The sequence below is a fragment of the Pseudomonas azerbaijanoccidentalis genome (assembly GCF_019145495.1).
GTDB lineage: Bacteria > Pseudomonadota > Gammaproteobacteria > Pseudomonadales > Pseudomonadaceae > Aquipseudomonas > Aquipseudomonas azerbaijanoccidentalis.
Genome location: NZ_JAHSTU010000004.1, coordinates 141,421 through 153,868, shown reverse-complemented (window position 1 = coordinate 153,868; position 12,448 = coordinate 141,421). Strand labels below are relative to the sequence as shown.

The window sequence follows — 12,448 nt, the reverse complement described above, 5'->3', positions numbered from 1 at the left end:
GATGGGGCCAGTCCTGATAGTCGATTACTCGCTGAATGCCATCCCATGCTTCTCTTTGGTGGTCTTCACCGCCTCAAGCACCGCCAGCAGGCAGTCATCACGATAGCGCTCCAGCGCCGAAATGCTGTGTTTGCCAAGTTGATCGCTGGTGCCGTCGACCACATCGTCGATCAGTTTGTCGGTCAACTCCGGCGCCGGCAGATAAGTCCACGGTAACTGCAAGGCCGGCCCGAACTGCGCCATGAAGTGGCGCATACCGGCATCACCGCCGGCCAGAGTGTAGGTCAGGAATGTGCCCATGAACGACCAGCGCAGACCGGCACCAAAACGAATCGCATCGTCGATTTCGCCCGTGGTTGCCACGCCGTCGTTGACCAGGTGCAACGCCTCACGCCAAAGCGCTTCGAGCAAGCGGTCGGCGATGAATCCCGGCACTTCCTTGCGCACGTGCAGTGGGCGCATGCCGAGGGACTCGTAGACTTTCATCGCCGCTTGCACGGCTTCGGGCGCGGTGTTCTTGCCGCCGACCACTTCCACCAGTGGCAACAGGTAAACCGGGTTGAACGGGTGGCCGACCACGCAACGTTCCGGGTGGGTCGAACTCTCGTAGAACTCGCTCGGCAGCAGGCCGGAGGTGCTGGAACCGATCAGTGCGTTGGGCTTGGCCGCTGCGCTGATTTTGCTGTGCAGTTCAAGTTTCAGCTCAAGGCGTTCCGGGGCGCTTTCCTGAATGAAATCTGCGTCGCGAACGCATTCTTCAATGGTCGCAACGAAGCGCAAGCGATCCTGTGAAGCGCCGGCTGCCAGGCCTTGTTTTTCCAGCGCGCCCCAGGCATTGGCAACCCGTTTGCGCAGCGCCGCTTCGGCGCCTGGCGCCGGGTCCCAGGCCACTACATCGAGGCCATGGGCGAGGGCGCGGGAGACCCAGCCACTGCCGATGACACCGCTGCCCAGCGCAGCGAAAGTTTTGATTTCGGTGATGAAGGTCATGGCAACTTCCTAAAGCATTCGGTGGACTCTGTAGGAGCTGCCGCAGGCTGCGATCTTTTGATTTTGTTTTTACAAGAAAGATCAAAAGATCGCAGCCTGCGGCAGCTCCTACGGGGTAGTGTTTGGGAGGCTTAGCCGCGTTGGGTCAGGCCCATTTTCTTGCGGCCTTCCGCCGGGGTCAGGACGCGGGCGCCGAGACGGCTGAGGATTTCCGAGGCGCGCTCGACCAGTTGGCCGTTGGTCGCCAGTACACCTTTGTCCAGCCACAGGTTGTCTTCCAGACCAACCCGCACGTTGCCGCCCAGCAGCACCGCTTGCGCGGCCATCGGCATCTGCATGCGACCGATGCCGAAGCCTGCCCAGACGGCGTCGGCCGGCAGGTTGTCGACCATGGCTTTCATGGTGGTGGTGTCAGCCGGGGCGCCCCACGGGATGCCCAGGCACAGCTGGAACAATGGGTTGTCGAGCAGGCCTTCCTTGATCATCTGCTTGGCGAACCACAGGTGACCGGTGTCGAAGATTTCCAGCTCGGCCTTCACGCCCAGCTCTTGAATGCGTTTGGCGCCAGCGCGCAGCTGGGCCGGGGTGGACACGTAAATGGTGTCGCCGTCGCCGAAGTTCAGGGTGCCGCAATCGAGGGTGCAGATTTCCGGCAGCAGTTCTTCGACGTGGGCCAGACGGGTCAGCGGGCCGACCAGGTCAGTGTTCGGGCCGAATTCCATCGGGTTCTCACCGGCGCCGATTTCCAGGTCGCCGCCCATACCGGCGGTGAGGTTGACGATGATGTCGACGTCCGCTTCGCGGATGCGCTCCATCACTTCGCGGTACAGCGCCACGTCACGGCTGAACTTGCCGGTTTGCGGGTCGCGAACGTGGCAGTGGACCACGGTGGCACCGGCCTTGGCGGCTTCCACGGCGGCAGCGGCGATTTGTTTCGGGGTGACCGGCACGTGTGGGCTCTTGGCGGTCGTGTCGCCAGCACCGGTGAGTGCGCAGGTGATGATGACGTCGTGGTTCATGGGGCGGTTTCCTTCAGGCGTGGTGGTCCTGTTCGCAGCCCTGCCGGGCTGCGAATCAGCGGTTCGGTTCGGAATAAAAGAGCGGTTACTTACTGGTCAGTTTCAGGTTTTCAGCAGCTGGTTTGCCGTCGAAAGTGGTCACACCTTCAAGCCAGCGCTGCTTGTCTTGCGGGTGATCCTTGAGCCATTGCTTGGCCGATTCGAAAGCGTCCTTGTGATCCAGCAGCGGCTGCATCATCCGGCTCTCGTCTTCGGCGGTGAACGTGAGGTTGCTCAGCAGGCGGCCGATGTTCGGGCACTGTTCGGCGTATTTCGGCGCGGTAACGGTCCAGACCGTGGCCATGCCTTCGTTCGGGCCGAGGGCGTCGTCGCTGCCGGTGAGATAGGTCATCTTCACGTTGACGTTCATCGGGTGCGGCGCCCAACCGAAGAACACCACGGCCTCTTTGCGGCGAACGGCGCGATCGACGGCGGCGAGCATGCCGGCTTCGCTGGACTCGACCAGCTGAAACTTGCCGAGGCCGAACTGGTTCTTGGCGATCATTGCCTTGATCTGGGTGTTGGCGCCCGAACCCGGCTCGATGCCGTAGATCTTGCCGCCCAGCTCTTTTTCAAACTTGGCGATGTCGGCAAAGGTTTTCAGGCCCTTGTCGGCGAGGTAAGTCGGTACGGCGAGGGTGGCGCGCGCATCTTTCAGGCTTGGCGCTTCAAGCACCTTGACCTGGTTGGCGTCGACGAACGGGGTGATGGTCTGGGTCATCAGCGGGTTCCAGTAACCCAGGAACAGGTCCAGGCGCTGATCGCGGATCCCGGCAAAGATGATTTGCTGGGAGGCGCTGGTTTGTTTGGTGCTATAGCCGAGGCCGTCGAGCAATACCTGGGTCATCGCGCTGGTAGCGATCACGTCGGTCCAGTTCACCACGCCCATGCGCACATTCTGGCAAGCGGCGGGTTCGGCGGCCATGACGCTGGCGCTCAGCAAAGCGGTACCACTGAGTGCAAGAACACAGCTGCTGATCAGTCGTTTCATTCTCAGGTTCCTCGGCAGTTCGTTTATTGTGAGTTCCGGCGTCTGATGCGCCGGTGATGCCAAGTTACGCAGCTGTGTCCCTGTAAAAGCGCACTGCGGCGACCAGCTCTTGCACTGCAGCGACCTGTGCTCTTGAATGCCTGTTGCAAGTGGCGTATCTACATCCTCACGCTACCCGTCCTCTCGTTACCCGCTAAGCGAGTGCGCTCCATGTCCCAGGATTTCTATTTCTTGTTGATGCCGGGTTTCTCGGCCATTGGATTTATCTCGGCCATCGAGCCGCTGCGGGTCGCCAATCGCTTTCGCGGCGAGCTTTATCGTTGGCATGTATTGAGCGCGGATGGCGGGGCGGTGCTGGCCAGTAACGGGATGTCGGTCAACGCCGATGCGGCGCTGGAGCCGCTGAAGAAAGGTGCGACGTTGCTGGTGGTCGCCGGTTTCGAACCGCTGAAATTCGCCACGCCTGCGCTGGAGCACTGGCTACGGCGGCTGGACAACGAAGGCGTGACCCTTGGTGCCATTGACACCGGCAGCTTCATCCTCGCCGAAGCGGGCCTGCTCGAGGGTCATCGCCTGACCCTGCACTGGGAAGCCATCGACGCTTTCAAAGAGTCCTATCCGCAGCTAAGCGTCACCCAGGAGTTGTTCGAGATCGACCGGCGGCGCATCACCTCGGCCGGCGGTACGGCTTCCATCGATTTAATGCTGGATCTGATCGCCCAGGCCCACGGCCCCGAATTGGCAATTCAGGTCAGCGAGCAATTCGTGCTCGGCCGCATCCGCCCGCGCAAAGACCACCAGCGCATGGAAGTCGCCACGCGTTATGGCATCAGCAACAAGAAATTGGTGCAGGTGATTGGCGAAATGGAACAGCACAGCGAACCCCCGCTGAGCACACTGGAACTGGCGGAATCGATCAAGGTGACCCGTCGCCAGTTGGAGCGACTGTTTCGGTTGCACCTGAACGACACACCAAGCAATTTCTACCTGCGGTTACGGCTGGAAAAAGCCCGACAGTTGCTGCGGCAGACCGACATGAGCGTGCTGGAAGTGAGCATCGCTTGCGGGTTTGAATCGCCGTCGTATTTCACCCGCAGTTATCGGGCGAAGTTTGAGCGTTGCCCGAGGGAAGACCGGCGTACCGCAAAAGCATAAAATCAAAAGATCGCAGCCTTCGGCAGCTCCTACACTGTCCTCTGTAGGAGCTGCCGAAGGCTGCGATCTTTTGATCTTGTAGTTTTTTACTTCTTCACCAACGCCGAGCAAGCCGCTTTGTAAGCCTCATGCTGATACTTGTTCAGCGTCGCCGGCAGCTCAAAGTTGTGCTTTTTAGCCTGGGCATTGATCGTCTGCGGTGACAACAACGTCACTTCGCAATTCTCCAGCAACTGGAAAATCCCTTCGATCTTGAACGTGGTCGGGCCACCGGCAAACTCGCCTTTCTTGCTGCGCTTCTTGATCGCAATGCGATCGATCGAATTCTCGCGCACGAACGAAGCAACCTGCGCGGCGAACACTTTGACGTTGGCGGCTTCGTCGTCATCGTCGAGGGCGACTTTCTTGGTGGCAAGCGCCAAGTGGCTCAGGGCCGAGCCTTCGAGGGTGGCCACGGCGATGATCGCTTCGCTGCCTTTGATTTCAATGCCGCAGACTTTCATGTTGAATCCCTTAACTGGCTGATGGCGTGTAGCTTACAGCTCAAGTTGACTGGCGATTGCATCACTCCTGCCCAATCGACTCCAAAAACTCCGACCGTTCATCACTCATTCGCGCCACGCAATCGTTCTGCGCCATGGTGAAGGCCTTGCTGCCGGTGGTGGCGGGGAAGGCTTCCACGGCGCAGTCGGCGTCACGGGTTTTCAGCCATTGGGCTTGGGCGGCTTTGATTTTGGCAGTGATGTCGGCCAGTTGCGACGGGTTCTTGCCGTAGAGCGACTGCATGCGGTCGTTCAGGCTGTTGAGGTTTTCGCTGAGCAGGTCTTCGGCGGTGGTTTTGCTGAAGGCCGAGCACTCGAGGGTCTGGACGTCGTTTTCGACTTTGTCGCACGGGTTGTCGTCGGACTCCTGTGCTGCGTGTACGCCGGTCGCAATCAATGCCAAAGCCAGAAGGATGGATTTCATTCAGGTCGCCGCTCTATTCCAGTGATGGGGCGAATTCTGGCCCAAGCCGACGGCCTTGAACAGGTCGCCAATAGTGCCTGCCGACGACCCTTTGTCGCGGATTGACGCTTTCGGCAATTCCCCTGTCGTTTTTGCACCCGGCTGCCCCCGCACCGAGGCATATGCTGGCCCCAAAGCGCCGGCAGACGATTCGGCGCATGAATCGCTAATAAGGGGACAGCCTGATGAGCCCAGCCGAATTGCACGCCGACAGCATCGTTATCGACGGGCTGATTATTGCCAAGTGGAACCGTGAGCTGTTCGAAGACATGCGCAAGGGCGGTTTGACCGCCGCCAACTGCACCGTATCGGTGTGGGAAGGCTTCCAGGCTACCGTCAACAACATTGCCGCCAGCCAGAAACTGATCCGCGAGAACAGCGACCTGGTGATGCCGGTGCGCACCACCGCTGACATTCGCAAGGCCAAGGAAGTCGGCAAGACCGGCATCCTGTTCGGTTTCCAGAATGCCCACGCGTTTGAAGACCAGATTGGCTATGTCGAGGTGTTCAAGCAGCTCGGCGTCGGTATCGTGCAGATGTGCTACAACACCCAGAACCTGGTGGGCACCGGTTGCTACGAGCGTGACGGCGGCCTGTCCGGCTTCGGTCGCGAAATCGTTGCCGAGATGAACCGTGTGGGCGTCATGTGCGACCTGTCCCACGTCGGTTCCAAGACTTCCGAAGAGGTCATTCTCGAATCGAAGAAACCCGTCTGCTACTCCCACTGCCTGCCGTCGGGTCTCAAAGAGCACCCGCGCAACAAGTCCGATGAAGAGCTGAAGTTCATCGCCGACCACGGCGGTTTCGTCGGCGTGACCATGTTCGCGCCGTTCCTCGCCAAGGGCATCGATTCGACCATCGACGATTACGCCGAAGCCATCGAATACACCATGAACATCGTCGGCGAAGACGCCATCGGCATCGGCACCGACTTCACCCAGGGCCATGGCCAGGACTTCTTCGAATACCTGACCCACGACAAGGGCTACGCCCGCCGCCTGACCAGCTTCGGCAAGATCATCAACCCGCTGGGCATCCGCACCGTCGGCGAGTTCCCGAACCTGACCGAAACCCTGCTCAAGCGCGGCCATTCCGAGCGCGTAGTGCGCAAGATCATGGGCGAGAACTGGGTCAACGTCCTCAAGGATGTTTGGGGCGAGTAACCCGACTTCCACAAAACGAAACCTGTAGCAGCTGCCGAGGCACGAGGCTGCGATGGGCTGCGAAGCGGCCCCCGAGGGCGGTCCTGCGGACCACAACGCAGCCTCGTGCCTCGGCAGTTGCTACAGGACGACACGACAACACAACGAATTTTCTGGAGTTAAGTTTCCATGGCCAAGATCGCCCCGCAATTGCCTATCGAAGTCGACAGTGAAACCGGTGTCTGGACTTCCGACGCCTTGCCGATGCTGTACGTACCGCGCCATTTCTTCGTCAACAACCACATGGGCATCGAGGAAGTGCTGGGCGCCGATGCCTACGCCGAAATCCTCTACAAGGCCGGCTACAAATCTGCCTGGCACTGGTGTGAAAAAGAAGCTGAATGCCATGGTCTGGAAGGCGTCGCGGTGTTCGAGCACTACATGAAGCGCCTGTCGCAACGTGGCTGGGGCCTGTTCAAGATCCAGGACATCGACCTCGACAAAGGCACTGCCAGCGTCAAGCTCGAACACTCGGCGTTCGTCTACGTGTACGGCAAAGTCGGGCGCAAGGTCGACTACATGTTCACTGGCTGGTTTGCCGGTGCCATGGATCAAATCCTGCAGGCCCGTGGCAGCCAGATTCGCACCGTCGCCGAGCAAGTCTACGGTGGCTCCGAAGAAGGCCACGAAGACGGCTTGTTCACCGTCAAGCCGTTGTAAGTCGAGGAACCCGCCATGGCTTTCGAAGCAATGTTCCAGCCGATCCAGATCGGCAAACTGACCATCCGTAATCGCGTGCTCAGCACCGCGCACGCCGAGGTCTATGCCACCGACGGCGGCATGACCACTGACCGGTACGTCAAGTATTACGAAGAGAAAGCCAAGGGCGGGATCGGCCTGGCGATTTGCGGCGGTTCGTCGGTGGTCGCCATCGACAGCCCGCAGGAGTGGTGGAGTTCGGTCAACCTGTCGACCGACCGCATCATTCCGCACTTCCAGAATCTGGCCGACGCCATGCACAAGCACGGCGCCAAGATCATGATCCAGATTACCCACATGGGCCGTCGCTCGCGTTGGGACGGTTTCAACTGGCCAACGCTGATGTCGCCTTCGGGCGTGCGTGAGCCGGTGCACCGTGCCACCTGCAAGACCATCGAACCGGAAGAAATCTGGCGGGTGATCGGCAACTACGCGCAGGCTGCACGTCGCGCCAAGGCCGGTGGCCTGGACGGCGTGGAATTGTCGGCGGTGCACCAGCACATGATCGACCAGTTCTGGAGCCCGCGCGTCAACAAGCGTACTGACGAATGGGGCGGCACCTTTGAAGGCCGCATGAAATTCGGCCTGGAAGTCTTGAAAGCCGTGCGCGCCGAGGTCGGTGACGATTTCTGCGTGGGCATGCGCATCTGCGGCGACGAGTTCCACCCGGACGGTCTGTCCCATGAAGACATGAAGCAGATCGCCAAGTATTACGATGACACCGGCATGCTCGATTTTCTCGGCGTCGTGGGTTCGGGTTGCGACACTCACAACACCCTGGCCAACGTCATTCCGAACATGAGCTACCCGCCTGAGCCGTTCCTGCACCTGGCCGCCGGTATCAAGGAAGTGGTCAAGGTTCCGGTGCTGCACGCGCAGAACATCAAGGACCCGAACCAGGCCACGCGTATCCTTGAAGGCGGTTACGTCGACATGGTCGGCATGACCCGTGCGCACATCGCTGACCCGCACCTGATCGCCAAGATCAAGATGGGCCAGATCGACCAGATCAAGCAGTGCGTCGGCGCCAACTACTGCATCGACCGTCAGTACCAGGGTCTGGATGTGCTGTGCATTCAGAACGCGGCGACGTCCCGTGAATACATGGGCGTGCCGCACATCATCGAAAAAACCACCGGCGTGAAACGCAAGGTGGTGGTGGTCGGTGCCGGTCCTGCCGGGATGGAAGCCGCTCGCGTTGCCGCCGAACGTGGCCACGACGTGACCCTGTTCGAGAAGAAGGAATTCATCGGCGGGCAAATCACCACCGCCTCGAAAGCACCGCAGCGGGACCAGATTGCCGGTATCACCCGCTGGTATCAGCTGGAACTGGCGCGCTTGAAAGTCGACCTGCGCCTGGGCACTGCGGCGGATGCGCCGACCATCATGGACTTGCGTCCGGACGTGGTGGTGCTGGCCGTCGGCGGTCACCCGTTCATCGAGCAGAACGAACACTGGGGCGCGGCTGAAGGCCTGGTGGTCAGCAGCTGGGACGTGCTCGACGGCAAGGTGGCGCCGGGCAAGAACGTGTTGGTCTACGACACCATTTGCGAGTTCACCGGCATGTCGACCGCCGACTTCATTGCGGACAAGGGCAGCCAGGTCGAGATCGTCACCGACGACATCAAGCCAGGCGTGGCGATTGGCGGTACGTCGTTCCCGACGTACTACCGCAGCATGTACCCGAAAGAAGTGATCATGACCGGCGACATGATGCTGGAGAAGGTCTACCGCGAAGGCGACAAGCTGGTGGCGGTGCTGGAAAACGAATACACCGGCGCCAAAGAAGAGCGGGTGGTGGACCAGGTGGTCATCGAAAACGGTGTGCGCCCGGACGAGGAAATCTACTACGCGATGAAGGAAGGCTCGCGCAACAAAGGCCAGATCGACGTCGAAGCCTTGTTCGCGATCAAGCCGCAACCTTGTCTGGAGCAGAGCGGCGACGGCTACCTGCTGTTCCGCATCGGCGACTGCGTGGCACAGCGCAACGTGCATGCGGCGATCTATGACGCGCTGCGGTTGTGCAAGGATTTCTAAGGTTTTGACACCCCCTGTGTAGGAGCTGCCGAAGGCTGCGATCTTTTGATCTTGTTTTTAAGATCAAGATCAAAAGATCGCAACCTGCGGCAGCTCCTACGCCGACCGTGTTTCTCCAAGATGTACTGGTGGGAGCTTCACCATGTTGAACACCCTTCTTCCAATCCTGTTGTTCGCTGCCCTGGGCCTTGGCGTCCTCGGCGCGTTGCGGCGGGTAGCCATGTGGCGCCGGGGCCGGGCCTCGAAGGTCGACCTGATCGGCGGCCTGTTCGCCATGCCCAAGCGCTACATGGTCGACTTGCACCACGTGGTGGCGCGCGACAAGTACATCGCCAACACCCACGTGGCCACGGCCGGCGGTGCGGTGGCGTCCATCGTGCTGGCGATTCTGGTGCACGGTTTCGGCCTGCATAACCGTATCCTCGGTTATGCACTGTTGCTGATGTCCGCGGTGATGTTCGTCGGCGCGATCTTCGTTTATCTGCGTCGACGCAACCCGCCTTCACGCCTGTCGAAAGGCCCGTGGATGCGCCTACCGAAAAGCCTGCTGGCGTTCTCGGCCTCCTTCTTCCTGTTGACCTTGCCCGTGGCCGGGATCCTCCCGGAAAACTTCGGTGGCTGGCTGCTGGCGGCGATTCTCGGTGTCGGCGTGTTGTGGGGCGTGTCCGAATTGTTTTTCGGCATGACCTGGGGCGGGCCAATGAAGCACGCCTTCGCCGGTGCTTTGCACCTGGCCTGGCACAGTCGCGCCGAACGCTTTGGTGGCGGCCGTTCCACCGGTTTGAAACCGCTGGACCTCAGCGACCCGAGCGCACCGCTGGGCGTGGAAAAACCCAAGGATTTCACTTGGAACCAGTTGCTCGGTTTCGATGCCTGCGTGCAGTGCGGTAAATGCGAAGCCGCGTGTCCGGCGTTCGCCGCCGGCCAGCCGCTGAACCCGAAAAAACTGATTCAGGACATGGTCGTCGGGCTTGCTGGCGGCACCGATGCCAAGTTCGCTGGCAGCCCGTATCCGGGCAAGCCGATTGGCGAGCATGCTGGCAATCCGCATCAACCGATCGTCAACGGTCTGGTCGATGCCGAGACGCTGTGGTCCTGCACCACCTGCCGCGCCTGCGTCGAGGAATGCCCGATGATGATCGAGCACGTCGATGCCATCGTCGACATGCGTCGTCACCTGACACTGGAAAAAGGCGCAACCCCGAACAAGGGTGCCGAAGTCCTGGAGAACCTGATCGCCACCGACAACCCGGGCGGTTTTGCACCGGGCGGGCGGATGAACTGGGCGGCGGATTTGAACCTCAATCTGCTCAGCGAGAAGAAGTCCACCGACGTGCTGTTCTGGGTCGGCGACGGCGCTTTCGACATGCGCAACCAGCGCACCCTGCGCGCGTTCGTCAAAGTGCTCAAGGCAGCGAAAATCGACTTCGCCGTGCTCGGCCTCGAAGAGCGCGACAGCGGCGACGTGGCACGGCGCCTGGGCGACGAAGCGACTTTCCAATTGTTGGCCAAGCGCAACATCCAGACCCTGGCCAAGTACAGCTTCAACCGCATCGTCACTTGCGATCCGCACAGCTTTCATGTGCTGAAAAATGAGTACGGCGCTTTCGACGGCAACTATCTGGTACAGCACCACAGCACCTACATGGCTGAAATCATCCAGGCCGGTGCGCTGAACCTCGGCCAGCACAAAGGCGACAGCGTGACCTATCACGACCCGTGCTACCTCGGCCGCTACAACGGCGAATACGAGGCGCCGCGCCAGGTGCTGCGTGCGCTCGGGATTGAAGTCAAAGAGATGCAACGTTCCGGTTTCCGTTCGCGTTGCTGCGGCGGTGGCGGCGGCGCGCCGATCACCGACATTCCGGGCAAGCAGCGGATTCCCGACATGCGCATGGAAGACATTCGCGAGACCGGCGCCGAGTTGGTGGCCGTGGGTTGTCCACAGTGCACGGCGATGCTCGAAGGCGTGGTCGAACCAAGGCCGCTGATCAAGGACATCGCCGAACTGGTGGCCGATGCATTGCTTGAAGACGAAGCCGCCAAGCCATCGACACCGGCCAAACGTGAACCTGCGGAGGTGCACTGATGAGCGACATTATTCGACGCGACCCCCGTGCTGAATGGATCGCCCGCAACCGCTTGCATCCGCTGCATGCGGCCATGCAACCGGCGCAACACAGCTGGATGGGACCCAATGGCGTCATCCGCAAGAACCTGCATGGCGTCGGTTTTATCGGCCCCAATGGAATCAAGCGCATCGACCGCAGTGGTGCTCAACAGGGCGGGGCCACCAAGCGCACCGCCGCCGTTGAAGTGCAATTGCCGCTGCATCAAGTGCCAGCACCGGCGTTCTACATTTGCGTGGTGCCGGACATGGTTGGTGGCCGCTTGGGCAGCCACGACCGCGACCTGTTGGGCCTGGCCCATCAATTGGCCGGCAGCGACGGCGCGGTACTGGCCGTGGTGTTCGGTGAACACAAGGAAAGCGCATTTGCCACCGCCGGCGTCGATCGCTTGCTGGTGCTCGATGGCGAAGAGTTCAGCGGTTATGCACCGGAGCAACGTGTCCAGGGCCTGCGGGCTGTGGATAACCAGTTCAACCCGCGTCATTGGCTGTTGCCGGACAGCCGCAGCGGTGGTGGCGAACTGGGTCGACGCTTCGCGGCTGCACTGGGCGAACGCCCGGCCACCCGAGTCTGGCAGGTCAAGGATCAGGAGTGCATTGGTCGCGCTGGCGCCGGTCTGCAGGATTTGGCCCGCCCGGTGGCGCGCTTGATTCTGGCGGCCGTGGAATGTGCTGAACCGGTCAGCGAAACCCGTCACGAAGCCTTGCCGGTAGAGTTATCCACAACCGTGGCCCGCAGTCTCTCGCGCATCGAGGATCTGGGGGCTGTGGCGGTGGACCCGGCGGCAATTCCGATGGCCGAAGCGGAGTTCATCTTCTCGGGTGGCAACGGGGTCAAGGATTGGGCGTTGTTCCACCAGACCGCCGTAGCGCTGGGGGCCACCGAAGGTGCATCCCGGGTGGCGGTGGACGATGGTTACATGGCCCGCGATCGCCAGGTCGGCGCGTCGGGCACCTGGGTCACTGCACGGGTCTACGTGGCGGTGGGGATTTCCGGGGCGATCCAGCACCTGCAAGGCATCGGTGCCTGCGACAAGGTGGTGGCGATCAACCTCGACCCTGGTTGCGACATGATCAAACGGGCCGACCTGTCGGTGATCGGTGAAAGTGCCGAGATTCTTCAAGCCTTGATCGCGGCGGTAGAGGCTTACCGCAACGACGCCAAGCGCGATGCGGCTTAAGG

At 60.9% G+C, this 12,448-nt stretch carries 11 protein-coding genes; 6 read left to right on the top strand and 5 right to left on the bottom strand.

The genetic code is table 11. The features are described from left to right. Positions 1-24 precede the first annotated feature (24 nt). The 3 genes from KVG88_RS14870 to KVG88_RS14860 form a co-directional block, all read right to left on the bottom strand. Positions 25-990, bottom strand: a complete 966-nt coding sequence (locus KVG88_RS14870; protein ID WP_150701675.1) for an L-carnitine dehydrogenase — start codon at positions 988-990, stop codon at positions 25-27. A gap of 131 nt (positions 991-1,121) precedes the next feature. Further along, a complete protein-coding gene (gene cdhC, locus KVG88_RS14865; protein ID WP_075946234.1) occupies positions 1,122-2,009 on the bottom strand; it encodes a 3-dehydrocarnitine:acetyl-CoA trimethylamine transferase CdhC in 888 nt (295 codons plus the stop codon). An 85-nt stretch (positions 2,010-2,094) separates the two neighbouring features. Continuing rightward, a complete protein-coding gene (locus KVG88_RS14860) occupies positions 2,095-3,039 on the bottom strand; it encodes a choline ABC transporter substrate-binding protein (protein ID WP_150701674.1) in 945 nt (314 codons plus the stop codon). Positions 3,040-3,249: 210 nt separating this feature from the next. Between KVG88_RS14860 and KVG88_RS14855 the strand changes: the two genes are divergently transcribed. Then, positions 3,250-4,194 carry a GlxA family transcriptional regulator gene (locus KVG88_RS14855; protein ID WP_217871909.1) on the top strand — a complete coding sequence of 315 codons (945 nt, stop codon included), beginning with the start codon at positions 3,250-3,252 and terminating at the stop codon, positions 4,192-4,194. 86 nt (positions 4,195-4,280) lie between these two features. On the opposite strand, the gene KVG88_RS14850 is transcribed toward KVG88_RS14855, so the two are convergent. Further along, a complete protein-coding gene (locus KVG88_RS14850) occupies positions 4,281-4,697 on the bottom strand; it encodes a DUF3010 family protein (protein WP_217871908.1) in 417 nt (138 codons plus the stop codon). A 61-nt stretch (positions 4,698-4,758) separates the two neighbouring features. Further along, a complete protein-coding gene (locus KVG88_RS14845; RefSeq protein WP_150701671.1) occupies positions 4,759-5,160 on the bottom strand; it encodes a lysozyme inhibitor LprI family protein in 402 nt (133 codons plus the stop codon). Between the two features lie 224 nt (positions 5,161-5,384). Here KVG88_RS14845 and KVG88_RS14840 point away from each other — a divergent pair, with 224 nt between their 5' ends. The 5 genes from KVG88_RS14840 (at position 5,385) to etfA (ending at position 12,446) form a co-directional block, all read left to right on the top strand. Beyond that, complete coding sequence (locus KVG88_RS14840) at positions 5,385-6,362, top strand: dipeptidase (RefSeq protein WP_056853892.1); 978 nt, start codon at positions 5,385-5,387, stop codon at positions 6,360-6,362. Between the two features lie 168 nt (positions 6,363-6,530). Further along, positions 6,531-7,061: a DUF5943 domain-containing protein gene (locus KVG88_RS14835; RefSeq protein ID WP_027617090.1), complete on the top strand. Its 531-nt coding sequence runs from the start codon at positions 6,531-6,533 to the stop codon at positions 7,059-7,061. Between the two features lie 15 nt (positions 7,062-7,076). Beyond that, positions 7,077-9,137, top strand: coding sequence for a dimethylglycine demethylation protein DgcA (gene dgcA, locus KVG88_RS14830; protein WP_150705234.1), 2,061 nt, complete (start codon positions 7,077-7,079; stop codon positions 9,135-9,137). 142 nt (positions 9,138-9,279) lie between these two features. Continuing rightward, entirely contained in the window at positions 9,280-11,226 is a 1,947-nt protein-coding gene (dgcB, locus tag KVG88_RS14825; protein ID WP_217871907.1) for a dimethylglycine demethylation protein DgcB, read from the top strand. After that, positions 11,226-12,446: an electron transfer flavoprotein subunit alpha gene (gene etfA, locus KVG88_RS14820; RefSeq protein WP_217871906.1), complete on the top strand. Its 1,221-nt coding sequence runs from the start codon at positions 11,226-11,228 to the stop codon at positions 12,444-12,446. Before dgcB ends, etfA begins: the two co-directional genes overlap by 1 nt. Positions 12,447-12,448 lie beyond the last annotated feature (2 nt).